The sequence below is a fragment of the Acidaminococcus fermentans genome, assembly GCF_009696675.1.
In the GTDB taxonomy this organism is placed as follows: Bacteria; Bacillota; Negativicutes; order Acidaminococcales; family Acidaminococcaceae; genus Acidaminococcus.
This window is the reverse complement of record NZ_VULN01000008.1, coordinates 37,103-61,386: the sequence shown is the minus strand read 5'-3', so window position 1 is coordinate 61,386 and position 24,284 is coordinate 37,103. Positions and strand designations below refer to the sequence as shown.

At 52.1% G+C, this 24,284-nt stretch carries 23 protein-coding genes and 3 pseudogenes; 21 read left to right on the top strand and 5 right to left on the bottom strand.

All coding sequences use genetic code 11. The features are described 5' to 3' along the window. Positions 1–90: 90 nt before the first annotated feature. The 3 genes from FX155_RS06670 to FX155_RS06660 all read right to left on the bottom strand — a co-directional run bounded on the left by FX155_RS06670 (position 91) and on the right by FX155_RS06660 (position 3,178). Positions 91–1,641: a tripartite tricarboxylate transporter permease gene (locus tag FX155_RS06670; protein ID WP_022487786.1), complete on the bottom strand. Its 1,551-nt coding sequence runs from the start codon at positions 1,639–1,641 to the stop codon at positions 91–93. 18 nt (positions 1,642–1,659) lie between these two features. Next, a complete protein-coding gene (locus FX155_RS06665; protein WP_022487787.1) occupies positions 1,660–2,118 on the bottom strand; it encodes a tripartite tricarboxylate transporter TctB family protein in 459 nt (152 codons plus the stop codon). Between the two features lie 64 nt (positions 2,119–2,182). Beyond that, the gene (locus FX155_RS06660; protein ID WP_022487788.1) at positions 2,183–3,178 is read right to left on the bottom strand and encodes a Bug family tripartite tricarboxylate transporter substrate binding protein; all 996 of its coding nucleotides are present in this window, start codon (positions 3,176–3,178) and stop codon (positions 2,183–2,185) included. Between the two features lie 272 nt (positions 3,179–3,450). On the opposite strand from FX155_RS06660, the gene FX155_RS06655 reads away from it, so the two are divergent. The 4 genes from FX155_RS06655 to FX155_RS06640 all read left to right on the top strand — a co-directional run bounded on the left by FX155_RS06655 (position 3,451) and on the right by FX155_RS06640 (position 7,067). Then, on the top strand, positions 3,451–4,530 hold the full coding sequence (locus FX155_RS06655; protein WP_154488160.1) for a glycerol dehydrogenase: 1,080 nt from the start codon (positions 3,451–3,453) through the stop codon (positions 4,528–4,530). Between the two features lie 124 nt (positions 4,531–4,654). Next, positions 4,655–6,022 carry an MATE family efflux transporter gene (locus FX155_RS06650; protein ID WP_229778474.1) on the top strand — a complete coding sequence of 456 codons (1,368 nt, stop codon included), beginning with the start codon at positions 4,655–4,657 and terminating at the stop codon, positions 6,020–6,022. Between the two features lie 114 nt (positions 6,023–6,136). Further along, on the top strand, positions 6,137–6,787 hold the full coding sequence (locus tag FX155_RS06645) for a cupin domain-containing protein (RefSeq protein WP_022487792.1): 651 nt from the start codon (positions 6,137–6,139) through the stop codon (positions 6,785–6,787). Positions 6,788–6,797: 10 nt separating this feature from the next. Continuing rightward, a complete protein-coding gene (locus FX155_RS06640) occupies positions 6,798–7,067 on the top strand; it encodes a TIGR04076 family protein (protein WP_022487793.1) in 270 nt (89 codons plus the stop codon). 35 nt (positions 7,068–7,102) lie between these two features. On the opposite strand, the gene FX155_RS06635 is transcribed toward FX155_RS06640, so the two are convergent. Further along, a complete protein-coding gene (locus FX155_RS06635) occupies positions 7,103–9,427 on the bottom strand; it encodes an EAL domain-containing protein (RefSeq protein WP_229778473.1) in 2,325 nt (774 codons plus the stop codon). Between the two features lie 654 nt (positions 9,428–10,081). On the opposite strand from FX155_RS06635, the pseudogene FX155_RS06630 reads away from it, so the two are divergent. From FX155_RS06630 to FX155_RS06620, 3 genes and pseudogenes are all read left to right on the top strand, one after another. Beyond that, positions 10,082–10,636: pseudogene (locus FX155_RS06630) on the top strand (type I restriction-modification system subunit M N-terminal domain-containing protein); the annotation flags it as partial. A gap of 347 nt (positions 10,637–10,983) precedes the next feature. Beyond that, positions 10,984–11,787, top strand: a complete 804-nt coding sequence (locus FX155_RS06625) for a helix-turn-helix domain-containing protein (protein WP_095340932.1) — start codon at positions 10,984–10,986, stop codon at positions 11,785–11,787. A gap of 17 nt (positions 11,788–11,804) precedes the next feature. Next, entirely contained in the window at positions 11,805–11,999 is a 195-nt protein-coding gene (locus FX155_RS06620; protein WP_095340931.1) for a hypothetical protein, read from the top strand. A gap of 95 nt (positions 12,000–12,094) precedes the next feature. On the opposite strand, the gene FX155_RS11410 is transcribed toward FX155_RS06620, so the two are convergent. Continuing rightward, positions 12,095–12,931 (bottom strand): hypothetical protein, encoded by an 837-nt coding sequence (locus FX155_RS11410; RefSeq protein WP_179286733.1) that lies wholly within the window; start codon positions 12,929–12,931, stop codon positions 12,095–12,097. A gap of 385 nt (positions 12,932–13,316) precedes the next feature. Between FX155_RS11410 and FX155_RS06610 the strand changes: the two genes are divergently transcribed. The 14 genes and pseudogenes from FX155_RS06610 to FX155_RS06550 all read left to right on the top strand — a co-directional run bounded on the left by FX155_RS06610 (position 13,317) and on the right by FX155_RS06550 (position 24,242). Beyond that, the gene (locus FX155_RS06610; RefSeq protein WP_154488158.1) at positions 13,317–13,817 is read left to right on the top strand and encodes an RNA polymerase sigma factor; all 501 of its coding nucleotides are present in this window, start codon (positions 13,317–13,319) and stop codon (positions 13,815–13,817) included. A gap of 129 nt (positions 13,818–13,946) precedes the next feature. After that, the gene (locus FX155_RS11405) at positions 13,947–14,114 is read left to right on the top strand and encodes a hypothetical protein (protein ID WP_195839625.1); all 168 of its coding nucleotides are present in this window, start codon (positions 13,947–13,949) and stop codon (positions 14,112–14,114) included. Beyond that, positions 14,101–14,409, top strand: coding sequence for an rRNA biogenesis protein rrp5 (locus FX155_RS06605; protein ID WP_154488157.1), 309 nt, complete (start codon positions 14,101–14,103; stop codon positions 14,407–14,409). Before FX155_RS11405 ends, FX155_RS06605 begins: the two co-directional genes overlap by 14 nt. Beyond that, positions 14,399–15,526 (top strand): DUF2800 domain-containing protein, encoded by a 1,128-nt coding sequence (locus FX155_RS06600; protein WP_154488156.1) that lies wholly within the window; start codon positions 14,399–14,401, stop codon positions 15,524–15,526. The genes FX155_RS06605 and FX155_RS06600 overlap by 11 nt, the downstream gene beginning before the upstream one ends. A gap of 13 nt (positions 15,527–15,539) precedes the next feature. Then, positions 15,540–16,106 (top strand): DUF2815 family protein, encoded by a 567-nt coding sequence (locus FX155_RS06595; RefSeq protein WP_154488155.1) that lies wholly within the window; start codon positions 15,540–15,542, stop codon positions 16,104–16,106. A 13-nt stretch (positions 16,107–16,119) separates the two neighbouring features. Further along, positions 16,120–16,308, top strand: coding sequence for a hypothetical protein (locus tag FX155_RS06590; protein WP_154488154.1), 189 nt, complete (start codon positions 16,120–16,122; stop codon positions 16,306–16,308). Between the two features lie 60 nt (positions 16,309–16,368). Further along, positions 16,369–18,357 carry a DNA polymerase gene (locus FX155_RS06585; protein ID WP_154488185.1) on the top strand — a complete coding sequence of 663 codons (1,989 nt, stop codon included), beginning with the start codon at positions 16,369–16,371 and terminating at the stop codon, positions 18,355–18,357. Positions 18,358–18,446: 89 nt separating this feature from the next. Beyond that, a pseudogene (locus tag FX155_RS11740) lies at positions 18,447–19,109 on the top strand (Rha family transcriptional regulator). A 3-nt stretch (positions 19,110–19,112) separates the two neighbouring features. Next, complete coding sequence (locus FX155_RS06575; RefSeq protein WP_154488153.1) at positions 19,113–19,334, top strand: hypothetical protein; 222 nt, start codon at positions 19,113–19,115, stop codon at positions 19,332–19,334. After that, positions 19,312–19,710 (top strand): DUF4406 domain-containing protein, encoded by a 399-nt coding sequence (locus FX155_RS06570; RefSeq protein ID WP_154488152.1) that lies wholly within the window; start codon positions 19,312–19,314, stop codon positions 19,708–19,710. Before FX155_RS06575 ends, FX155_RS06570 begins: the two co-directional genes overlap by 23 nt. Further along, positions 19,711–21,954 carry a phage/plasmid primase, P4 family gene (locus FX155_RS06565; protein WP_154488151.1) on the top strand — a complete coding sequence of 748 codons (2,244 nt, stop codon included), beginning with the start codon at positions 19,711–19,713 and terminating at the stop codon, positions 21,952–21,954. A 69-nt stretch (positions 21,955–22,023) separates the two neighbouring features. Further along, positions 22,024–22,401, top strand: a complete 378-nt coding sequence (locus FX155_RS06560) for a VRR-NUC domain-containing protein (RefSeq protein WP_268234268.1) — start codon at positions 22,024–22,026, stop codon at positions 22,399–22,401. Beyond that, positions 22,398–23,757 (top strand): annotated as a pseudogene (locus FX155_RS06555) (SNF2-related protein). The gene FX155_RS06560 and the pseudogene FX155_RS06555 overlap by 4 nt, the downstream one beginning before the upstream one ends. A 47-nt stretch (positions 23,758–23,804) precedes the next feature. Then, positions 23,805–24,242 (top strand): sigma factor-like helix-turn-helix DNA-binding protein, encoded by a 438-nt coding sequence (locus tag FX155_RS06550; protein ID WP_229778470.1) that lies wholly within the window; start codon positions 23,805–23,807, stop codon positions 24,240–24,242. The last annotated feature ends 42 nt before the right edge of the window (positions 24,243–24,284 follow it).

The window sequence follows — 24,284 nt, the reverse complement described above, 5'->3', positions numbered from 1 at the left end:
GGTGCTGCAGCGCAGCACCCCCTTTAATCCGTCCGTCTTCCATCGCAAGGGGTCTTTTGATGTGAGAAGGCACTTGTTCCATTCCGTTTATTATTTTTTGTCTGCTTCGTCTATTTCCTTGTCTTCTGCCGCGAGGGCCGCTTCGTCCGCTTTCTTTTCCTTCTTGAAGAACTTCATCACAAAGGGAGAGAGCAGGGACAGCAGGCACAGGGCCAGCAGGATCTTGCAGATGTTGGTGGACAGCAGGATGCTGGTATCCCCGCCGGAAAGGCTCAGGCTCCGGCGCAGTCCTTTTTCGCCCAAAGGCCCCAAAATCAGAGCCAGCACAACCGCAGCGGTGTTCATGTTGCATTTCCGCATGAGATACCCGATGACCCCGAACACAAACATCACCTTCACATCAAAGGCACTGTTGTTGATGGCAAAAGAACCCACCACGCACAGCACGAAGATGCTGGGAATCAGGATGGCATCGGACACCCGGGCAATCTTGGCGAACAGACGGCAGCCCAAAAGGCCGATCAGCAGCATGAAGAACTGGATGACCACGAATCCGCCAAAGAAAGTATACGTCATGGGAGCATACTTTGTAAAGAGTTCCGGTCCCGGCTGGAGCCCGTGGATGATCAGCCCGCCCATAAGCACGGCGGTAACGCTTTCCCCGGGAATCCCCAGAGTCAGTGTGGGAATCAGGGAACCGCCGGTTACTGCGTTGTTGGCCGCTTCCGACCCGGCAATCCCTTCAATGGAGCCCTTGCCGAATTCTTCCGGATGTTTGGAGAACCGTTTGGCTTCGTTGTAGCCTAAAAAACAGGCAATGGAAGCCCCGGCTCCGGGCAGGATGCCGATGATGTTCCCGATGATCCAGCTCCGGAGCACCGTGGGGGTGATCTGTTTCATTTCCTTCAGGGTCAGCATGATCCGGTCACTGAACTTGGCGGCTTTGGCCCGTTTCACAATGGCTTTTTCCGCCAGGATAAAGGCCTGGCTCATGGAAAAGAGACCAATCAGGGCACAGGTGATGTTGATGCCGTTATAGAGAGAATCCTGGCCGAACATGAACCGTTCTACCCCCTGCATGGGGTCCATGCCGATGGTGGAGAGAACCAGCCCGAAGGCCCCGGACATGAGCCCCAGGATCATGGAATCCGTGTTGATCCCGGCGATGATGGTGAGGCCGAAGAGGCTCAGCCAGAAGTATTCCGGACTGCCGAATTCCATGGCCAGTTTGGCCAGCATGGGAGCAAAGAAATACAAGGAAATGCAGCTTAACAGTCCGCCCCAGAAAGAAGCGATACAGGCAGTGGCCAGGGCTTTCCCGGCCTTGCCCTTTAAAGTCATGGCATACCCGTCGATGGCTGTGGCCGCCGATGCCGGTGTACCGGGGGTGTGGATCAGGATGGCGGAAATGGAGCCCCCGAAAATGGCCCCGCAGTAGATGCCTCCCAGCATGATCAGCCCGGCGGAAGGTTCCATCCCAAAGGTCAGGGGCAGCAGCAGGGCCACCCCCATGGCCGCCGAAAGCCCGGGCATGCACCCGATGACGATCCCCATGGTCACGCTGGCGATCATAATGACGATATTTATAGGCGAAAGGGCGTTGATGAACCCCATGGCCATCAATGCGTATTGATTTTCCATTCTTTCATCCTCCCTTTCCTAGAGCAGTTCTTCCAGCAGCAGGCCGTCCGGCAGAGGCACGGACAGGAATTCGCTGAAGACAATATAGATCAGGGCCATGAGCACCACCAGGGTGATGGCCATATACTTCTTTTCAATGTGGAAAAAGTGCAGCATGAACAGGAGATATAAAATAGCAGAAGGATAAAATCCGATCAGCACCATCAGCACAAAGAAAAGGATGGAGGCAATCAGGAAGGTGAAGAACTGCCTGGGCAGGAAATGGGTCCACACTTCCGGCAGATCGTTGACAATGGTGAAATGGCCGTGGCAGCTGCAGGCCATCTTCACCAGCTGCATGAGAGTCAGCACGGCCAACAGGCCGATGACGAATTTGGGATAGCTCTGTGCCGCCGGAGGCAGTTGCAGTGTCTCGTAAAAGAAGAAGGCACAGAATCCCAGCATGAAGATCACTACACTGAGTTCCGATTTTTTCATAATGGTTTCCCCTCAAAAGAGGGGCTGCACCCTGGCAGCCCCCGATTTATTCCGCTTGTGTCATTCAGGCGTCCTGGTACAGTTTGCTGACCACGTCTTTGCAGAAGGTCATCTGTTCCTGGATCAGTTTGCCCAGTTCCTTGCTGTCCATGTAGTGGAGTTCCAGACCGGCGTTCTTGTGGTCACGGATGGTCTGTTCATCGGTCATGGTCATCTTAAAGGCATTTTCATAGAATTTGATGATGTTTTCCGGAGTGCCTTTGGGAGCCACCAGAGCACGGGCGGAGCCGTACCACTTGTTGTAGTAGCCCAGTTCACCCAGGGTGGGCACATCTTTGTAGTTGTCCAGGCGTTTTTCAGAGAATACGCCCAACAGTTTCAGGGCTGCGTTGCTGCCCCGGATCAGAGGTTCCACATCCCCCAGTTTGGCGCAGGAGAAGTCCACTTCGCCCTGGCGCAGGGCCAGCAGCTGGTCAGCAGTACCGCCGTAAGGCACCGCATTGTATTTGAACTTGGCGGTGGTGGACAGCAGCTGGGCTGCCGTGTGGTTGGAAGCCTGTACCCCGTTGGTGGAAGCCTTCAGTTCGCCCGGATGGGCTTTGGCATATTCCACCAGATCTTTCAGGCTGTTGAACTGGCTGTCCTTCCGGACTACCACAACCCCGGTTTCCTTCAGATGGTTGCAGATGGGAACGATGCTCTTGTCATCGAAGGAAGCATTCTTGGCCAGAGCCAGGGTGGTGTAGGTGGGCAGGTTGATGAAGCCGATGGTGTAGCCGTCCGGTTTGGCTTTTGACAGTTCCGTCCAGCCGATCTTTCCGTCAGCGCCGGGTTTGTTTTCGATGATCAGGGTCTTGCCTACGAATTTTTCCGCATCCTTGCAGAGTACCCGGGCACCGGTATCCGTGCCGGACCCTGCCTTGTAGGCTACAATGACCTTGATGTCCTTGTTGGGTTTCCATTCACCGGACGCTTTCTGAGCTTTCTTGCCCCCGCAGGCACCAACAGCCAGGGCCAGGGCACAGATGGCGGACGCAGCCAGCCACTTTTTGAGTTTCATACAAATCTTCCTCCTTTATAAAGACTTTGTAAAAATGTAAAAACTCTGTAAAACTATTGTAACATATTTTGGAACGTTCGCCTACTGAATTTTTGGAAAAAACACGCAAGGCATAAAACTTATAGAAAACCGTTTTGTTTATCTTTTAAAGAATCAATAATTATTGTTAAAAACTTATCTTTTATGGTATAATACAATAAACAAAAATCTGTCTCCAAAGGACACGATTTCTCTGGTTGAGAGAGATTTTCAGTACAAAGGAGGAACTCACTATGGCAAGACTGCGTCTCATGCGTGCACCGCTGAAATATGTACAGGGGAGTGGAGCCCTGAAGGAATTCTACGATTATTTCAAGGATCTGGGGAAGAACTGGCTGTTCATCTGCAGCCGGAGCGGCCACCGGACCTGCCATAACAAACTGGAAGAAAGCTTCGGCACCAGCGATACCCACCGGCACTACGAAGTGTTCGGAGGCATCTCCAGTGTAGGGGAAATCGACAAGTTCCGGAAAATGGTCCGGGCGGAAAACATCGATGTGGTGGTAGGGGTCGGCGGCGGGTCCGCCATCGATACCGCCAAAGCCACGGCTCATTACGAAGGAAAACGGGTGGTGATCATTCCCACAGTGGTAGCCACTGATGCTCCCTGCACCGGGCTGTCCGTGATTTATAACGACGACGGTTCCTTCAACAGCTACCTGTTCTATCCCAACAATCCGGACGGGGTGCTGGTGGATAGTTATATCATCGCCCATGCACCGGTGAAGTTCCTGGTGGCCGGCATGGGGGATGCCCTGGGGACCTATTTTGAAGCCCGGGCCTGCTATCGGACCGATGCGCCCAGCCTGGAAAACGGCGGGATCACCCGGTCCGCCATGGCCCTGTGTGAACTGTGCTACGAAAACCTCCGGAACTACGGGGCCCAGGCCAAAACCGCCGTGGAACACCAGGTGGTGACCCCGGCCCTGGATGCCATCATCGAGACCAATGTGTACCTGTCCGGGGTGGGGGCGGACAACGGCGGGCTGGCCTGTGCCCATTCCTTCTACAACGGGATCACCTCCCTGGGCGGTCACAGCGCTCCTCACGGAAACTGTGTGGCTTTCGGTACCCTGGTCCAGCTGGTGCTGGAAGGGGTGGAAGAGGATGAATTCCGGGATGTCCAGGGCTTCTGCAAAGAAGTAGGCCTGCCCACCACCCTGGCCGAACTGGGCATCACCACCGATGAACAGATCCGGCAGATTGCCAGAGCTGCCTGTGTGCCCGGAGAAAGCATCCACAACATGGTGGCCGACGTAACCGAAGATCAGCTCTATGCCGCCATCATCCAGGCAGATGCCCTGGGGAAATAAGAGCCTCCATCGGCCATTGACAATTGACCATTGACAAGGAGCTGTTGCTCATGCAACAGCTCCTTTATGGTATAATAGAAAAAATACTTGTCCAGCCCAGTCCGGACAGATTGGCGGTTTTCTTATGTCAGATACAGCACCTCAGCCTTCCAAAGAAGCCAGAAAGTACCAGAAGATGCTGGAGGCCCCGGTGAAGCCTTTGATTGCTTCCCTGGCCCTGCCCTCCATTATCAGCATGATGTGCACCAGCTTCTACAATATGGCGGACACTTATTTCGTCAGCAAAATCGATACCGCCTCCACTGCAGCGGTGGGGGTCACCTTTGCCACCATGGCCATCATCCATGCCATTGCCTTCTTTTTCGGCATCGGCTCCGGCAACAGCATCTCCCGGCTCCTGGGGGCCAGACGCCGGCCGGAGGCGGAAACCATGGCTTCCACCAGCTTCCTGTACGTGTTTCTCTGCGGCCTTCTGATTGCAGTGGTGGGGAACCTGTTCGCTCCCCAGCTGGCTACCCTTATCGGTTCCACCCCTACCATCCTGCCCTATGCAGTCCAGTACATGAGCGTGATCCTGGTGGGGGCGCCCGTAATGATGTCCAGCCTGGTGATGAACAACCATCTCCGGTTCCAGGGCAGCGCCGCCTTTGCCATGGTGGGGATCACCATCGGAGGATTCCTCAACGTGTTCCTGGATCCTCTCTTTATCTTCCAGTTCCATCTGGGGGTGGCCGGGGCAGCCTATGCCACCATCCTCAGCCAGTTTGTCAGTTTCTGCATCCTCCTTTTCATGACCCGGCAGGGGGCCAACATCCCCATCCGGCTGAAGAACATGCATCCATCCTGGCCCATCCTGAAGGAAATCATCGCCGGCGGGGCTCCGTCCCTGATCCGCCAGGGCACCCAGAGCCTGTCCACCATTTTCCTCAATGTGGCGGCCGGGGCCTTCGGGGATGCAGCTATTGCGGCTATGTCCATCGTCACCCGGCTCAGTTTCTTTGCGGCCTCCGTGATCATCGGCTTCGGCCAGGGTTTCCAGCCGGTGTGCGGGTTCAGCTACGGAGCCAAAAAGTACCGCCGGCTCCGGGAAGGCTTCTGGTTTGCGGTGAAAAGCGGCACCCTGTTCGCTCTCATAGCCGCTGCCGCTGCCATTGTGTGGGCGGTACCCATTCTGGAACAGTTCCGGGATGATCCCCTGGTGATTGCCATCGGGTCCCGTACCTTACGGTGCCAGGCCCTTACCTTCTTCCTGGTGCCTCTCACCATTTTAACCAACATGTGTCTCCAGACCACCCGGAAAACCGCCGGAGCCATGCTGGTGGCCGCCGGACGCAGCGGTCTGTTCCTGATTCCCACTCTGCTGGTGCTGCCCAGGGCTCTGGGGATCACCGGCCTGGAATGGAGCCAGAGCGTTTCCGATTTCTGCGGCTTCCTCCTGGCAGTTGTGCTGATCCGGAAGTTCTTCCAGAAGCTGCCGGAGGGGGAGGAATAAAAAAGGGGGGTGTTGAACATAACGTGCAACACCCCTTTTCCGTTGTCTCACCAACGTACTTTCCCTTTTTCCCATGTTACAATACAACCAACAAAAGGAAAGCAGGTGGTACCCATGAAACTGACGGCGGGACAGGTGTTTTCTCTGGGCCGGACCCATCAGCCGGTGGCCGGGTGCACGGTTTCCCAGCAGATCGCCGGAGGACGGAACCCGGTGTGGGTCTTTTCTCTGGGGGCTGGGACGGACATCAGCGGGGAGATCTATCCCTATTACAAACTGCTCCTGGTCCAGGAAGGCCGGCTCCAGCTCACCGGAGCCCTGGCAGGCACGGTGCTGGAACCGGGTCAGAGCATCCTGACTCCTACAGGAGTCCCTGTGGGCATGAGCGCAGAAGTGGATACGGTGTATGTGGAAGTAGAGATTCAGAAGGAGGATATCATGAACAAAGCAGTGGAAGCAGGCAAAGCATTCAAACTGGCAGAATTGCTGCCCTATCAGGAAGGCCGGATCGTGAATATGGATGTGGTCCACAATGAAAAGATGAAATTCGTGGTCATGGCTTTTGACGCCGGCACCGGTCTCAGTGAACATGCGGCCCCCGGGGATGCCCTGATCTTTGCCCTGGACGGGGAAGGGATCATCGGTTACGAAGGAAAGGCCCATACACTGAAAGCGGGGGAACAGTTCCGGTTCGCCAAAAACGGGCTCCATTGGGTGAAGGCAGAAAAGCCCTTTAAAATGGCTCTGCTGCTGACCCTGGAATAGGGAGAAAGCCATGGCTGGACGCAGACCGAAGATCCGGATCACCGTTACCGACCGGCGGGGGAAGATGGGCTGCCACCGGGGCCATCATGTGGGGGAGGTCTTCGATTTCGACGAAGACCGGGGCAAAATCTGCCCCATGGCCATGCATTGTGCCTTTCCCTACATCGACATTCTCCGGTACGGAGGCCAGATCCCCGGCCAGCCTAAAGGCACCGCCGAGTTCTGCTGCAGCGATGCGGATACCATTATGGTGTTCAAGGCGGAAGTGGTGGAAGAATAAAAGGGACTGCTGCACGTTGCGTGCAGCAGTCCCTTTTATTCTTCCCTCAACTTCTTCAGCACCAGCCGATAGATCTGGCTGGGACCGATTTTTTTCTTCAGCAGAGGATCGGTGGAATGGACGATGCTCCAGCGGAAAGTTACCGTTACCGGGTTCCCGTTGACCTGGTGGATGGCCTGGAGCCGTTTCTGGATCTTCCGGGCCAGGGCTTCCGATTCTTCCGGGTTGGCTTCCCGGCGGATAATGGCAAAGGTGGAATTGTAGAGCCGGGAAATGGCGGAATCTTTGCCAGCCAGGTTCTGGATAATCTGAGCCTCTTTCCGGATCAGATCCTGGAGCAGAGCCGGTTCGTAGCTTTTTTTCAGATAGTTGTCAAAACAGCTTTCCAGTAAAATCAGACAATAGAGGCGGGCCTCTCCTTCTGTATCTTCCTGGCAGTGGATCAGGTCTTCCAGGAATCCCTGCCGGTTCCGCAGACCGGATATTACATCATCATAGGGTGTGGGGAGTTCGTGACGCAGCTTTCGGTTCAGTTTCTCCATATCCAGAAAATATCCCATAAGCCCGATGATCTGCCCGTTCCAGTACAGGGGCCATTTGCTGCAGGTAATGGGATGGAGCTGGCCTTTTACGATACATTCTCCCGGCACGTCTTTAACAGTGATTCCCTTTTGCAGGACATCCAGTTCATCCTGTCGGTAGGGGATATTATCCCGGTGCCAGTTCATGTCCTCATCGGTTTTCCCGATAATCTCTTTTTCAGACTGGAAGCCGTAATGGTCCAGAAAGGCCTGGCTGGCCCCCCGAAAACGGCGGTTCCGGTCCTTCCAGAAATATTTGATCTGGGAACTGTCCCCATGGGTCAGCTGGATGGCCATACATTCCCGCCAGGTGTAGTTGCCCGTGCTGTTCCGGCACCGGAACAGCTGGGAAATCCTTCCGGTGGGGCTTTTCTGGATGCGGGCCAGCACGGTGTCCGGGTCCGTGAAGGCCAGATAAGTCGCCTGGTCTTCCTCGAATATCCTCTTCCGGGCAAAATCCTTCAAGGCCGTCCGGATATCCTGGAACTTCCGGGGACTGGACACATGGCTGGAGTTGTTGTTGGCATAAAGCATCTCAATGGTATTTTTTTTCAAATCCACCAGGTTCACATCATCGAACATGCTGTACAGATACCGGAGATTGGCATCCATTTTGTTCTGGCGGATCTGGGCGTTGCTTTGGGAAACGTTGGTGAGGGTGGTGGTGATCAGCAGATGGCCGTTCATCTCACAGACCACCTGGAGCCGGACCAGCACGTAATCTCCGCCGTCGATGTAGACATAGGATTCCGGTCGGTGCGTGGTCCGGGACCGTTCCACACAGAACAGGTAGGTGCGGAGGGCATCCCTGTTTTCCGGATGATTCAGATTGTATTGGATCTCCTGGAGGGTATAGCCCATGTGGCGGATGGCATTGTCATAAGCCCCATTGGTATAAAGATAACGGATGGCCCCTTTTTCATCCATGCCAAAAAGAGCCAGGGGACTGTTCGTTTCGTGGATTTCGCCGCTGGCCCGGTCATAATAGTGGCACCACTTCCGGGGTTCCACCACCCGTTTTTCCTGTTCCATCAAAGCCAGGGTATCCTTCAGAGGCTGGGGCTTTCCATAGTAGAAGCCCTGCTGCCGTCCGCAGCCGATGGAGGCCAAAAAGTCCGCCTGTTCCCGGGTTTCCACCCCTTCCACCAGGGTCTTGAGCCTCAGACGCTTGGCCATGGTAATGGCTGAAGAAACAATGGTCCGGGACTTTTCCGTAAAATTCCGGAGGAAGCCCATGTCCAGCTTGATCAGATCCAGCTGGAAGTCCTTCAGGATGTTGAGAGAAGAGAAGCCGCTGCCGAAATCATCCAGCCACACCTCGTAGCCTTCAGCCCGGAGCCGGTCCACTTCCTGATGCACCTCTCCCGCATTCTGGGCCAGGACGCTTTCCGTAATCTCCACATGGAGGAAATCCCGGGGAATGTTGTATTTCTGCCGGGTATCTTCCACCAGGGAAAAAACATCCAGGCTGGAGAAATCATACCGGGACAGGTTGAAGGAAACCGGGATGATGGGAAGGTTGGCATCCAGCCGCTGGCGGATGGTGCGGCACACTTCTTCCAGCATATAAGCATCCAGCCGGTGGATCTGCCGGGCCTCTTCCAGCACCGGGATGAAGGTGGCCGGGGAAAGGATTCCCGACTGGGGGTCCACCCATCGGGCCAGGGCCTCCAGACCGCACAGATCCCCTGTAAGGGTACGGATCACCGGCTGATAATACACCTGGACCCAGTGGTTTTCCAGTGCCTCCTCCAAGTGCTGGAGAATGTACTTTCCCATACAGTCTGCTGCTACCATAGTGCCATCTCCTTGTTTCCAGTGCTGTTTTGCTTCTTTTTTTCACTCTATTAATTATCCCACAGTTTACATGGAAGGGCAAGGATGTAAAGACAGTTGCGTTGGTGCCAGCCGGTACAGTCGTGCGGTCCGATTTTCATCCTATGCCACGCCCACCGCCGTAGGGGCGGTTCAAGATTTTTGCCGAAGGCAAAATATCGCCAGAGCCGCCCGCCTGCACGGGGGTCCGTTTCCCCGGGCAACCAATGGCATACCAACGGGTATCCAGGATGTCCGTCAGATGGCGGCATAGATTAGTATAGTATAGATTAATATAATATAGTTTAATAAGAGAAAAAAAGATCAAAAAGACAAAGCTCTACATACCATGGGGGCATAAGCAGGCATACCACGTTGAAGTCCTTCCCTGAAAGGGAAGGGGGACCGTCCACAGGACGGTGGATGGGTTTGGCCGGAGGTCATGCAGCACGCTTCACTTTCGGATATGAATGGATAACTATACTGTGATAAAGGTTTCAACGAGAACCTGTTGACACAAATGACCTGCTTCCTTGAGAAGAGGAAAACTGAAAAGTATGATATAATGGCTTCATGATGCTTTGCTTGAATGAATAATCCGTACAAGGGGTGCTGGCTGTGATTACTGGTGAACTGAAAAATAAAGTAGACCGTCTTTGGCAAATGTTTTGGACCGGTGGAATTACCAATCCGCTGGATGTGATCGAACAGATTACGTACCTGATGTTCATCCGGGAACTGGATGTGGTGGACAACGAAAAAAGTTCCAGCAGCCTGATGCTGGGAATTCCTTATAACAGTATCTTCGATGAAACTCATCAGCTGTGCCGGTGGTCCCAATTTAAAAACTATCCTGCTGAAGAAATGTATAAAATTGTCCAGGAACAGGTATTTCCTTTTATCAAGGGACTTCACGGGGATGAAGAAAGTGCCTATTCCAAATACATGGCCGATGCCATTTTCAAGATTCCCACACCCCAACTGTTGGAACAGATTGTTACGGCCATGGACGAAATCGATTGGAAGGACAGCGATATCCGGGGAGATCTCTATGAATACCTGTTGTCCAAAATCGCTACTGCCGGGACCAATGGTCAGTTCCGTACGCCCCGGCATATCATCCGTATGATGGTGGACCTGGTGACGCCCAACCCGGAAGATGTAATCTGTGAGCAAAGATGCTTGGGATTGATACAATATTGGGGACGGTGTGCATAGTGGAAAAGTCCATATATAGCGGGGGCTTGGCAAACGTCGGCAGATGGCCGGCTTTTTTTGTGCCTGGAAATAGGGGAGTGGCCTTAAGGCAAAGGCGAAGAAAAAGACGGCAATAAGAATACGGCAGTAACGATAGCTTTTTATCGTTACTGCCGTAAAGGATGACCGCTGGGAAAATCCTTAAGTTCAATAAGATACCAGAACTGCGGAATAATTGGCCTATAAATCAACTTTTTTAAAATATTGACGTATAGGTAAAAACATGATATTATTTACATATAATCAAAGGAGGAATGATAGATATGACGGAACAGTTCAATCCTAAGGTACTGTTTGACAATGTTGACTTCTTAATAAAAAGTGAGAACCGGAAAATTGGTGAGGTTGAAAGTGATGCAGGTGTCAGCGCCGGATATATATCTAGAACTAGCAAGGACGGTGGAAGTCGGCCAGGTATTGATTTCATTATGAATATAGCAAAAGTACTCCATGTTAGTATCGATACTCTTTTGAAAGTGGATATATCTTCGCTCACACCGACGGAACGATATTTAATATCATTTTTGAAAAAGTTGGAACATGATACAGTTCATGATTTGTTAGCCTGGGAAAGAGTTTCGGCAGAAAGTTTAAACAACATGGAAACGGATCAGAATGGTATTACAAATCATCCATTATTTGATTTTCATCGTTTCTATGAAGAGGGAGAGAGCGAGTACCCGGAAGAGGTTTCAAGAGTCGTATTTGTTTCAAATTCGTTCGGTGTTCATACTTCGATTCATGGGGATTGTTTCGAATTGAGGTTAAAGAATGGAGCCTACTTGCACCTCATGAATATTTCTAAGAGTGTGTATCGTACCAATGACTCGGAGGTCTTTGCAAAAGAGATATGGATGAGCATACCGGGACAAGAACCGCAATATCTGTGCAGTGATCATGGCGATTCCAAACTGGCAGAGTTCATTAACAACCTTTATGCAGCAGTGGCTGAAAATACAAAGCATCCAAAAGTAAAGCAGGAATTCAGGTATATCATTGATTCTTTCATGAAAGGTGAAAATGAGGATGATCCGCCACAACAGTTTGATGAAGAAATTCCATTTTAAAAGAGGAGGCAGTGTATATGGTGAAAATTAGGAAACAGATTAGAAATTTGCACGATACAACTCTTAATGGACAACGAGTTTTTGATGCTATCGTTGAAGGAGATAAAGTCATACTCGAAATTAAGACTAGTCAAAGAAAACTTGTGCAGATCCCTTGGGAAGATGTTGTATCCCAGGTGGATGCAGCAAAAGATATAAGCTTACTAAGATAAAGTAGAAGTTACCTCAATAGCCCGATGTGTTTTATGCGGAGCTGTAAAATGGAGCTATCTATATTGACTGAAAGGTCATGTAGATAGCTCTTTTTTTATTGTATCGGCAAATCGGCATTATTAACGAATTCACATAGATTTTCATGCAAATTAGCAAATATCTTTCTAAAAGCAAGCATCTTTTTTTGATGGGATTTTTTAACTTCTTCACTTCTTGGATAAAGTGGCTTTTTATATACACAATAGCCGCTAACTGTATCATATGACATCAAAAGTCCCCAATAAGAAAAATAATCGTAGAGATTATTAATAATATCATATTTTAGTGAATTGAGCTTCGCATTTTTAAAATCGGTATCTCTATATTTCCACATTTCATATAACATATCGAATTGTGTTGGAAGTTCAAGTGGCATAGGTTCAATTGTAGGATCTGTGCTAATACAAAATTTCAGAATTTCGTTAAAATCGTTCATAAATTTATCAAGATGCTCTAAGTCTCTGCCTGATAATAGCTTTGATATTGGTGGTTTAAGAGAGCGCTTATTTTTTGATGAAGAAACAATATCACATAAAATCTGCTCGAATAAATCGGCACAAGCATCGTCTGCATAAGTATCATTTATACCATTGCTTTTTAACCAGCCTACTACACCGTCATATGAATCAAATTCATCGGTTTGAGTTGCAATCCATTGGGAAAATTTTTTCTTATCACGATGATTATAAATGTATTTAGCCTCTTTAAGTGGAATAACACGTTTGCCGCTTAAATAACGATATTTAGTGTCAGGCTTCTTCTCAAGAATCGGACATGAATCCATGGCGGAATCCTGAATAAAATTTCCAATAATTTCATTAAAGTATTGTTCTTTGCCTAGGTGACCAGAGCAAAAAGGAAACAACCCGGTTGCAAATTCTGAAAAGTTCAAATCATATACCTCCCTTTAACCGATTGATGCTGTCCGAAATTGTCCGAGGCTGTCCATCCAGTCCGATTTTTGACGAGAGGGAATTGCTAGAATTAAGGCAGAACCAATGAGCAAGCATCTGGACAACCAAGGAAACACCATGAATTACTTATATTTTATCATACCTTGGGGAAATAGATGAGCTTATAAAGACATTTGAATGAAATTTCCGTCTCAACGTTCACTCCCGGACGCGGGTGTGCCCAGAGCCGAGAGACGGTCTGGAAAGTTAATCACGTCAGCCTACTGGGATGGTTGGCCATAGAAGCGAGGATGCATCTTATGGTCAATTTCGACAGGCTGCCTGCGTGGATTCTCGCTTCGCATTATGCGAAGGAGATCGCGCATGGCCAATCTACAGACAAACAAACAGAAGCAATACTACATTCCTCTGGAACGCACTCCAGAAACCGTCATCACCGAGGAATACAAGGACTGTGAAGTCCGCTGGTCAAAAATCGGCTGCCGTAAGGTTCGTACTGTCCTGATTCCGGCAACTGAAGAACAGTATCGTGAATACATGCGTCCGCTCTGGCGGGAAGATAAGCGCCAGCAGCGGCATGGTGCCGATGAAGTATCGGCGGACAAAGTGCGGGATGACTACGAGCTGGAAGTACCCGACGACTTTGATTTAGAGGAGTCAATTCTGAAGAAAGAACGGTTGATGGCTCTCCGGCGAGAACTGGCTGCACTGCAAGACATCGACCGGACCATCCTGACGATGATTGCCGACGGCTTCAGCGAAGCGGCGGTCGGGGAGTCAGTCGGGCTGAGCCAGAAAGCGGTGAATAAGCGCAAGCACAAGCTCTTTGCATTGTTGCAGGACCGTCTTAAAGACTATCGCTAAGTAGGTAGGAAATCCGGCCGTGAAAAAAGCGGCCGGATTTTTTTTGGAAAATCGGTACTTAACGATGACGCAGTTGTCCTACTACTGGTGAAGGGCAAAGAAGAAACCTTCAGGAAGGAGGAGAAAAATATGAACTACGTCCGAATGCCTGAAAATCTGGTGCAGCAAAGACTGGACCAGGAACTGGCCGATGTGCTGATGGCCATCAGTGTCACCACGAACAGCATCGCCAGACATCTTCAGATTTTGAATGGTCAACGAAAAGCGAAAGGAGTCAACCTGAATGACAAACGATGAATTGCAGAAATTGGCGGCAGGACTGTCCGATTTCGGGAAGGCACTTCTCCGTATGGCCGATGCCCTGATGGAGAAAAAGGAAGAAGTACCTGCTGCCGAGGAAGAAAAGAAACCGGAGAAGAAGCTGTCCCTGGAAGATGTCCGCAGAGTGGCTGCCGATAAGGCACGCCAGGGACACACGGACGAAGTACGACAGCTCATCCAGAAGTTCGGTGCCGATAAGCTTTCCGGTGTCGATGCGACCAAGTATCCGGCCTTGATGGAAGAACTGGAGGCGATGGGCCATGCCGACTAAACACGCGGTCCTTTCCGCTTCCTCCAGTTATCGCTGGCTGGCCTGCCCGCCGTCTGCGCAGGAATGCGCCAATTATCCGGATACGCCCAGCGAGTTTGCCTTGCAGGGTACCGATGCCCACAGTCTCTGTGAGTATAAGGTGCTGTCGGCGCTGGGCCGTGATGCGGCAGATCCGACGAAGGGACTCACTTTCTTCGATGAAGAAATGGACGAATGCGCAACCGAGTACACGGAGTTCGTGATGGAGCAGGTCGAAGCTGCCAAAGCTGTCTGCAAAGACCCGCTGGTCCTGATCGAGCAGCGGCTGGACTTTTCTAAGTGGGTACCGGGTGGTTTCGGTACCGGCGACTGTGTCATCGTAGCCGACGATACGTTGACCATCATCGATTATAAACACGGCCTTGGCGTCCTCGTCGATGCTGAGAAGAACAGTCAGATGATGTGTTACGCATTGGGGGCGCTCCAGCTCTTTGACGGCATCTACGATATCAACCATGTATCGATGACCATCTTCCAGCCGCGCCGTGACAACGTCAGCACCTATTGTCTGGACAAGAACGAACTGCTCCACTGGGCCGAAACGGTACTCAAGCCGACGGCAGAACTGGCGGCGAAAGGGGAGGGCGAATATAACGCCGGCGACCATTGCCGTTTCTGCAAAATCAAGGCGACCTGCCGCAAGCGGGCCGAGTACAACCTGGAACTGGCCCGGTACGATTTCGCCGTTCCGTCCACGCTCCAGGATGAAGAAATCGAAGCCGTCTTGGAGAGGGCCGATGAACTGGTCAACTGGGCCGGAGATATCAAGGAATATGCATTGCAGCAGGCTCTGTCAGGCAAGCAGTGGGAAGGGTGGAAACTCGTCGAAGGCCGCTCTAACCGCCGCTATGTGAACGAAGAAGCGGTAGCGGCAGCCGTGGAAAAAGCAGGATTCGACCCTTATGAAAAGAAGCTGCTCGGCATCACAGCCATGACAAAACAGCTCGGGAAGAAACGGTTCGAAGAACTGCTGTCAAACTTAGTCGAAAAGCCGCAAGGCAAGCCGGTCCTAGTACCGGAATCGGACAAACGTCCGGCGATGCATACAGCGGCTGATGATTTTAATGATGCAAATTAAGGAGGAAACTATTATGTCTAACAACTACGTCAATCCGTGCAAGGTAATCACCGGGGTCAATACGCGCTGGTCTTACGCCAACGTTTGGGAACCGAAATCCATCAACGGCGGTACGCCGAAATACAGTGTCAGCCTGATCATCCCGAAGTCTGATACGAAGACCGTCAAGAAAATCGAAGCTGCTATCAGAGCCGCCTACGAAGAAGGCGAAGGCAAGCTCAAGGGTAATGGCCGCGTCGTACCGGCTCTCGAAGCCATCAAGACCCCGCTGCGCGACGGCGACCTGGAACGCCCGGGCGATGATGCTTATAAAGACAGTTATTTTATTAATGCCAACTCTGCTACGAAGCCGGGCATCGTCGACGCCGACTGCCAGCACATCATTGAACGTTCGGAAGTCTACTCCGGTGTGTATGGCCGCGCTTCTATCAGTTTCTATGCTTTCAACAGCAACGGCAACAAAGGCATCGCCTGCGGTCTGAACAACCTGCAGAAAATCCGTGATGGGGAACCTCTCGGCGGCAAACCGCGTGCAGAAGATGATTTTGCGACAGCTGCCGATGATGATTTTCTGGCGTAAGGAGTGATTCATAATGGAAACGACACTGAAAATGATTCTGGAAGTATTGTATTGCCTGGTGGCACTGTGCGCCGGCGGATTCTTCGTAGCCCTGATTTATACGGATCTTAAAAAGGACCAGCGGGATGAAGAAATGGCCCGCCACCGGGATGAACGGGAAGAAGCATATCACCGCAGACAGATGGAATCCTTTAGGAAATAAGTATTGGTAAATAGTGGCGGCGGGGCCTTGTGCCTCGCCGTTTTTATCGAGGTGAAAAATATGCAAACTATTAGCATCGACATCGAAACCTTCAGTGACGTTAATCTGGCCAAGTGTGGCGTGTACAAATACGCCGAATCACCGGCATTTGAAATCCTGCTTTTTGGCTATGCCGTCGATGGTGGCGAAGTACAGGTCATCGACCTTGCCAAAGGAGAAACTATCCCCGAAGATATCCTGGACGCCCTGACGGATGAGTCCGTCACCAAATGGGCGTTCAATGCCAGCTTCGAACGGGTCTGCCTGTCACGGTATCTGCTTAACCTTGGCAGGAGTGTGGACCCTTTCCACGACCATCATCCGCTTACCCGGGAGTGTGCGCGTTTCCTGAATCCGGCCGGGTGGAAATGCTCCATGATCTGGTCGGCCTACATGGGACTGCCGCTTTCCCTGGAAGGGGCGGGGGCAGTCCTGCAGTTGGACAGCCAGAAGATGAAAGAAGGCAAAGACCTCATCCGCTATTTCTGTGTTCCCTGTAAACCGACGAAGGCCAATGGCGGCAGGAGACGGAATCTGCCGCTTCACGCACTAGAAAAATGGACAATGTTTAAATCCTACAACAAGCGGGATGTGGAGGTGGAGATGGCCATCCAGCAGCGGCTCCACCATTATCCGGTGCCTGAACAGGTCTGGGATGAATATCATATCGACCAGGAAATCAACGATCGGGGCATCGCTATCGATAAGGAACTGGTGCAGCAGGCCGTGGCCATGGATGCAGTATCTCGGGAACATCTGATGGCGGTTTTGAAAGAAAAGACCGGGCTGGAAAATCCGAACTCTGTGCTGCAGATGCGTTCCTGGCTGGCGGAGCAGGGGATGGAAACGGATTCTCTTGGCAAGAAGCAGGTGCAGGAGCTTTTGAAAACAGCCAAGGAACCGCTTCGCTCTGTGTTGCTGCTGCGTCAACAGCTGGCGAAATCGTCCGTGAAGAAATACCAGGCTATGGAAATGACTTGTTGCGAGGACGGCCGGGCGCACGGCATGTTCCAGTTCTATGGTGCCAACCGGACCGGGCGTTTTGCCGGCCGCCATATCCAATTGCAGAATCTTCCTCAGAACCATATGCCCGACCTCGCAGAAGCCAGGGCGCTGGTGCGGCAGGGAAACTACGAAGCCCTGACGCTCCTCTATGATTCGGTGCCGGATGTCTTATCTCAGCTCATCCGTACTGCCTTTGTCCCGAGGAACGAACTGAAATTTGTCGTATCGGATTTCTCGGCCATCGAAGCCCGCGTCCTTTCGTGGCTGGCCCAGGAAACCTGGCGTTCAGATGTCTTTGCCCAGAACGGGGATATCTATTGTGCATCAGCCAGTTCGATGTTCGGCGTCCCGGTCGTCAAACATGGCGTCAACGGGCATCTGCGCCAGAAAGGCAAGATTGCAGAACTGGCCCTTGGATATGGGGGCTCAGTCGGTGCTTTGAAAGCAATGGGTGCGCTTGACATGGGCCTTGCCGAAGAAGAACTGCAGCCCCTGGTCGATTCCTGGCGCTCGGCGAATCCTCACATCGTTCAGTTCTGGTGGGACGTCGACCGCTGTGTGAAACAGGTCATCAAGACACACATACCGCAGATGGCCCAAGGCATCCATTTCCTTTGGCAGAGCGGGATGCTGTTCATCCGGCTGCCGAGTGGTCGCCGGCTTTCCTATGTCAAACCGAAAATCGGCCAGAACAGATTCGGCGGCGAATCCGTCACCTATGAAGGCATCGGAGCCACGAAGAAATGGGAACGGCTGGAAAGTTATGGACCGAAGTTCGTAGAGAACATCGTCCAGGCCATCAGCCGGGATATCCTCTGCTATGCCATGCAGACCTTGCGCTGCTGTGCCATCGTGGGTCATGTCCATGATGAACTGATTATCGAGTGCCCGAAAGACACCAGCGTGGCTGCCATCTGTGAGCAGATGGGCCGGACACCGCCCTGGGCAGATGGGCTTTTGTTACGGGCTGACGGCTATGAATGTAATTTTTATAAAAAAGATTGATTTCCCGGTACTTAACATAGCGGTTCCTGTCCTTTCACTATCAGAGGAAATTTCCTCGGACATTTATTTTACGAAAGGCGGGATTCGCTATGAAGTTTTTGGTTCCGGAAGATGAGTTCGGCGTGTTTGCAGATCAGGGAGGTGTGGCTAGGGTTGACAGTCTGTTTGTCGCAGCGACTTTTGAAAAGCAGCATTACAACGTTCTGCGTGATATCGGACGAATCACCGCATCCAATTCTGGATTAAGCCCAGAATTCATTGCACTCAATTTTGAGGGCAATACATATCGTGATGCCAGAGGAAGAAAACTGCCACGTTACCTTCTGACTCGCGATGGCTTCACTATGCTGGTCATGGGCTATACAGGACCGAAGGCGATGCACTTCAAGGAACTCTACATTTAGCGCTTCAACGAGATGGAACAATGTGTCCGGTCACTCCTATCTGCCCGGCAGGAATTCCCGATGCTGACCGAGATGATCTGCCGGCTGCATGAAAGCCCAAAGGCATATCACTTCAGCAATGAAGCCGACATGCTGAACCGCATCGTCCTGGGAATGTCAGCTAAACAGTTCCGGCTGGCCAACGGAATCGAAAAGGGGCAGAGTATCCGGCCGTACCTGACAGCAAAACAGATTCATGCACTGGACCGATTGCAGCACCTGGACTACGGCCTTCTGTATTCCTGCCCGGATTTCCAGCAGCGGAAACAGCTGCTAATGGCATATTACAAGACTGAATTGGAGGTATGACACATGTTTTACGTAAAAGAAGCACTTAAGGATGGTGTCGATGTGACGGTCGAAATCAATGATGAAAACGTCTTCTGCCGCTGCCCGGTCTGCGGCAGGGAAGTACCTGTCGACCTGCAGGATGTCCTGTCAGACGGGGACGCCGATTTGGTGGGGACGGCAGTATTGTGCGATGAATGTGCGGAGGGGTGGATGGAACTGCATGGAAAGAAATCCGAAACGTAATGCAGAGTACTATCCGGACCCGACGGCGTATCAGGCAATCAGGAACGTGGAACCCCAAAGGTTCCCGTTCATGCCGGTTGTATACGTTTGTTCGCCCTATGCCGGTGATGTGGAAGAAAATATCCGGAAAGCCTGTACCTATTGCCGCTATACAGTAGACCAGGGATGTATCCCTCTGGCACCGCATCTATATCTGCCACAGTTCCTCGATGAAGAATCGGAATGGGAACTGGCGCTCTTTATGGATATCGCCCTATTATCCCGCTGCGTCGAACTTTGGGTATTTGGCGATGTGATTTCGGCGGGAATGGAAAAAGAGATCCAGTACGCCCAAAGAAAAGGAAAGCCAATTCGGTATATTAACGAGGTGAAATAAATGGATTTTACACTTTATAGGTCAGATTTTGCTGGCGTGGAAGCAAACTGCCGCTATCCCAGGCAGCAGAACATCTGCCGCGCAGAAGACCTGAAGGAGACAGCAGCCTTTGACCATGTCTGCGTGGCCTTCAAAGATTATTATCGGAAGCGGGAAAATTTTCTCTCTGCCGACGTCCTGGTCATGGATTGTGACAACACCCACTCGGAGAATCCTGCTGACTGGATTTCCATGGAAAAGCTCCTGGCCATGCTGCCGAACGTCTCGGTTGCCGTCGTGCCATCAAGGAATCACATGAAACCCAAGGAAGGGAAGTGTGCCAGACCACGCTTCCATGCTTATTTCGGGATTCCCGATATCACGGATGAACAGCACTATACGGAACTGAAACGGGCAATCCATCGTGCCTATCCCTTCTTCGATGAAGCGGCTCTCGATGCGGCCCGGTTCATCTATGGCTGTCCCGTCGAGAAAGTGTTGTGGCAGGACGGAGAGGTGACAATCGACCAGGTACTCAAAGTGGGAGATACCGAGTCGCGCAGCATCCCGGCCGGACGCCGGAACAGCACCATGAGCCGTTTTGCCGGCCGCGTCATCAAACGTTATGGAGCGACGGAGAAGGCGTACCAGATTTTCCTCGACGAAGCGGAAAAGTGCGACCCGCCGCTTCCCGATGCCGAACTGAACACCATCTGGAACAGTGCTGTGCGTTTCGGCAAGCGCATCGCCCAACAGGACGGCTACGTCAGCCCGGATGAATACAACAACGACTTCGGCACCCGGGACTCCCTGCGGCCGGAAGATTACTCGGATATCGGCCAGGCAAAGGTCATCGCCAGGGAATACGGCAATGAACTGCGCTATACCGACAGCACGGATTTCATCCGCTATGACGGCATCTGCTGGGAAGAATCGCGGCAGGCAGCGGTCGGTGCAGCAGAAGAATTCCTGGATTTGCAGCTCGCCGATGCCAATGAACAGTCCGAGCAGGCTTTGAAAGAATTAGCCAGGACAGGGATTTCGGAAGACATCATCCGTAAGGGAGGACGGACGCTGGAAAAGATGATTGGGCCAGCACAGGCCAAAGCCTACGCCGCCTACCTTGCCGCAGAAGCGTACCGGAAGTTTGTCCTGAAGCGCCGCGATATGCGCTATATCCTGTCGGCTCTGCAGGCACTGAAGCCCATGGTCCAGATGCCCATCCAGGCACTGGACGCAGATGAGTTTCTGCTGAACACCCCATCTTATACATATGATCTGCGGAAGGGGATGCGGGGACGGCAGGAACACCAAGCGACGGATTTCATCACGAAATGTACTTCTGTCGACCCGGGCAGCGAAGGAAAAGATATCTGGGAACAGGCCGTCCAGCAGTTCTTTACCGGCGATACGGTGCTCATCGACTACGCCCAGGAAATCAGCGGCCTTATGGCCATCGGCAAAGTCTATGTAGAAGCTCTGGTCATCGCCTATGGCGATGGCCGCAACGGCAAATCGACCTACTGGAACTCCCTGGCCCGGGTCCTCGGCAGCTACTGCGGCGGCATCTCTGCTGATGCCCTGACGGCAGGCTGCAAACGAAACGTCCGTCCGGAAATGGCAGAGCTGAAAGGGAAGCGTATGATCATTGCTGCTGAAATGGAAGAAGGCGTCCGGCTCTCTACGTCCATCCTGAAACAGCTCTGCTCGACCGATGAGGTGAGTGGTGAAAAGAAGTATAAGGATCCTTTCAAGTTCGTACCGACACATACGCTGGTCCTCTATACGAACCACCTGCCCAGGGTAGGCGCCAATGATGAAGGGACGTGGCGGCGGCTTATCGTCATGCCTTTCAAGGCCCAGTTCGAAGGAAAGAGCGACATCAAGAATTACGCAGATTACCTGGTGGAGAAAGCCGGCCCTGCCATCCTGCAGTGGATCATCGAAGGGGCGGAGAGGGTCATTGCCAAAAATTATCACCTGGATACGCCCGAATGTGTCGCATCTGCCATCAATGAATATCGCGGGCAGAATGACTGGCTTCGGCACTTCCTGGATGACTGCTGTGAAGAAGATGCCGCTTTCAGCGAGAAGTCCGGGGAGCTTTATACGGCCTACCGGGCATATTGCCAGCAGATGAACGAGTATACCCGCAGCACGACGGATTTTTACGGAGCATTAGAGAAAGCCGGGTTCGACAGGCGTAAGCGGAAAGCCGGGTATTTCATTTATGGACTGAAGCTGAAAGTTACAGATTTCCTGTAAAAAAAGTGAAGGGTGCAGGTCGGTGCAGGTCAATATATAAACCCCCTTTAGGGCTGAAAAATAGAAAAAATGTCTTTAAGAGGAGTTTATGAAACGACCTTCACCGACCTGCACCCCTATAAAGAAAAGGTGATAAATATGCGGGAAAAAGCAATCGAACACCATCTGGTGATGGAAACGGAGAAGGCTGGCGGTAAGGCAGTGAAGTTTGTTTCGCCGTCATTTGCCGGTATGCCGGACCGCTTAGTCTTATTGGCTGATGGGAAGATGGGCTTTGTGGAAGTGAAGGCGCCGGGGCAAAAGCCGCGGCCATTGCAACTGAAGCGTCATGCCATGCTGCGGCGGCTGGGCTACCAGGTATTCGTCCTGGATGCCATTGAGACGATTCCCGAAGTGCTGGAAACTATCGCCCACACACCTGATGGGAAAGGGGGTGATGCCAAATGAGGTTCATACCACATGACTACCAGGAATATGCCATTGACTATATCAAGCAACATAAAATCGCTGCAGTCTTTCTTGATATGGGCCTTGGCTGAGGGCAAAACGGTGACGACGCTGACGGCCATCCGTGACCTCATGTATGATACCTTTGAAGTGAAGCGGGTACTGGTCGTAGCGCCACTGCGGGTTGCCAGGGATACATGGCCGGAAGAAATCCGGAAATGGGATCACCTGAAAGACCTGACCTGTTCCGTTGTGGTCGGCAGCGTGGCAGAACGGTGGCGGGCCTTGCAGAAACAGGCTGATATCTATATCGTGAACCGGGAGAACCTGGTCTGGCTCTATGAACACTGCAAGCTGTCTTTTGACATGGTCGTACTGGATGAGCTGTCGAGTTTCAAGAACCACCAGTCCAAACGCTTCAAAGCCATGAAGGCCATGCGGCCGAAGGTGAAACGCATCGTAGGGCTTACCGGGACACCGACCGGGAACGGGCTGATGGACCTCTGGGCCGAATTCCGGCTCCTGGATATGGGCGAACGGCTGGGACGGTTCATCAGCCAGTACCGGAACCAGTACTTCAAACCGGACCGGTACAACGGCCCCATTGTTTATTCGTATAAGCCGCTTCCGGGTGCGGCGGATGCCATCTATCATCAAATTTCGGACATTACCGTATCGATGAAAGCCCGGGACTACTTGAAGATGCCGGAACTCGTGAGCGTAACCAAGGAAGTCCATCTCAGTGATGAGGAAAGGAAGCGGTACGAGGAGTTAAAGAAGTCCCTCGTCCTGGAACTGCCGAGTGGCGAGGTCACCGCTGCCAATGCCGCTTCCCTCACGCTGAAACTCTGCCAGATTGCCAGCGGGGCTATCTATACCGATGACAAAGGCATCGTGACCATCCATGACCGGAAGCTGGATGCCCTGGAAGATCTGGTGGAAAGTGCGAACGGAAAACCGGTCCTAGTGGCATATTGGTTCAAGCATGATAAGGAACGCATCCAGAAGCGGATGAAGGCCCGGGAGCTGAAGTCTTCGAAGGACTTTGCCGATTGGAACGCGGGGAAAATCCCAGTGGCCCTCATCCATCCCGCCTCAGCCGGCCATGGACTCAACCTGCAGCGCGGCGGTTCCATCCTGATCTGGTTCACCCTGACCTGGAGCCTAGAGCTGTATCAGCAGACGGTGGCCCGGCTTTGGCGGCAGGGGCAGACGGATCAGACTGTCGTCGTCCAGCACATCGTGGCCAAAGGCACCATCGACGAACGCATCCTGAAGGTGCTGGAGCAGAAGGACGGAACCCAGGCGGCTTTGATTGATGCCGTTCAAGCGGACTTGAAAATGACGAATGTGTGAAATGGGGGTATACTATGAAAGAGGAAAGAGAAGGAGCAGATAAACAGATGGAAGTAAGAGAATTTTTAGAACGGGCACGTTACATCAACATGGAAATCGATAGCAAATTGGAGCATGTGACGGCCTTGCGGCATCTGGCCTGCAAGGTGAATAATACCTTTAGTGAAACACCGCCCAGTGGTACGCCGGACCCCAAGCGGATGGAAAACGTGATCATCCGGTTCGTGGACCTGGAAAAAGAGGTGGACGAAACCATCGACCGCTTAGTGGACATCAAAGGCAGCATCATGAAAGCAATCCGCAAGCTGGATGACCCCAAAGAAAGAATCGTATTGGAACTGCGATACCTGGCCTTTAAAGACTGGCCGGAGATTGCAGAGAAAATGAAGCTGCAGCCCCGCCGTGTGTACCAGATCCATCGGGATGCCCTGTCACACCTTGATCTGACAGAAATTAATCAGCCGGATTGCACGAAGTTGCAGTAGGTTTCTCTTGTTTACAGTCCCATCTGTGTGATATGATAGAAT

Excerpts from the sequence above, each read along its gene's own strand:
- FX155_RS06600 (WP_154488156.1), top strand. The coding sequence starts at position 14,399 with ATGCCGACTAAACACGCGGTCCTTTCCGCTTCCTCCAGTTATCGCTGG.
- FX155_RS06645 (WP_022487792.1), top strand. The coding sequence starts at position 6,137 with ATGAAACTGACGGCGGGACAGGTGTTTTCTCTGGGCCGGACCCATCAG.
- FX155_RS06585 (WP_154488185.1), top strand. The coding sequence starts at position 16,369 with ATGCAAACTATTAGCATCGACATCGAAACCTTCAGTGACGTTAATCTG.
- FX155_RS06595 (WP_154488155.1), top strand. The coding sequence starts at position 15,540 with ATGTCTAACAACTACGTCAATCCGTGCAAGGTAATCACCGGGGTCAAT.
- FX155_RS06590 (WP_154488154.1), top strand. The coding sequence starts at position 16,120 with ATGGAAACGACACTGAAAATGATTCTGGAAGTATTGTATTGCCTGGTG.
- FX155_RS06565 (WP_154488151.1), top strand. The coding sequence starts at position 19,711 with ATGGATTTTACACTTTATAGGTCAGATTTTGCTGGCGTGGAAGCAAAC.
- FX155_RS11405 (WP_195839625.1), top strand. The coding sequence starts at position 13,947 with ATGAACTACGTCCGAATGCCTGAAAATCTGGTGCAGCAAAGACTGGAC.
- FX155_RS06605 (WP_154488157.1), top strand. The coding sequence starts at position 14,101 with ATGACAAACGATGAATTGCAGAAATTGGCGGCAGGACTGTCCGATTTC.
- FX155_RS06650 (WP_229778474.1), top strand. The coding sequence starts at position 4,655 with ATGTCAGATACAGCACCTCAGCCTTCCAAAGAAGCCAGAAAGTACCAG.
- FX155_RS06575 (WP_154488153.1), top strand. The coding sequence starts at position 19,113 with ATGTTTTACGTAAAAGAAGCACTTAAGGATGGTGTCGATGTGACGGTC.
- FX155_RS06635 (WP_229778473.1), bottom strand. The coding sequence starts at position 9,427 with ATGGGAAAGTACATTCTCCAGCACTTGGAGGAGGCACTGGAAAACCAC.
- FX155_RS06670 (WP_022487786.1), bottom strand. The coding sequence starts at position 1,641 with ATGGAAAATCAATACGCATTGATGGCCATGGGGTTCATCAACGCCCTT.
- FX155_RS06570 (WP_154488152.1), top strand. The coding sequence starts at position 19,312 with ATGGAAAGAAATCCGAAACGTAATGCAGAGTACTATCCGGACCCGACG.
- FX155_RS06665 (WP_022487787.1), bottom strand. The coding sequence starts at position 2,118 with ATGAAAAAATCGGAACTCAGTGTAGTGATCTTCATGCTGGGATTCTGT.
- FX155_RS06625 (WP_095340932.1), top strand. The coding sequence starts at position 10,984 with ATGACGGAACAGTTCAATCCTAAGGTACTGTTTGACAATGTTGACTTC.
- FX155_RS06610 (WP_154488158.1), top strand. The coding sequence starts at position 13,317 with ATGGCCAATCTACAGACAAACAAACAGAAGCAATACTACATTCCTCTG.
- FX155_RS06655 (WP_154488160.1), top strand. The coding sequence starts at position 3,451 with ATGGCAAGACTGCGTCTCATGCGTGCACCGCTGAAATATGTACAGGGG.
- FX155_RS06620 (WP_095340931.1), top strand. The coding sequence starts at position 11,805 with ATGGTGAAAATTAGGAAACAGATTAGAAATTTGCACGATACAACTCTT.
- FX155_RS06660 (WP_022487788.1), bottom strand. The coding sequence starts at position 3,178 with ATGAAACTCAAAAAGTGGCTGGCTGCGTCCGCCATCTGTGCCCTGGCC.
- FX155_RS06560 (WP_268234268.1), top strand. The coding sequence starts at position 22,024 with ATGTCTTTAAGAGGAGTTTATGAAACGACCTTCACCGACCTGCACCCC.
- FX155_RS06550 (WP_229778470.1), top strand. The coding sequence starts at position 23,805 with ATGGAAGTAAGAGAATTTTTAGAACGGGCACGTTACATCAACATGGAA.
- FX155_RS06640 (WP_022487793.1), top strand. The coding sequence starts at position 6,798 with ATGGCTGGACGCAGACCGAAGATCCGGATCACCGTTACCGACCGGCGG.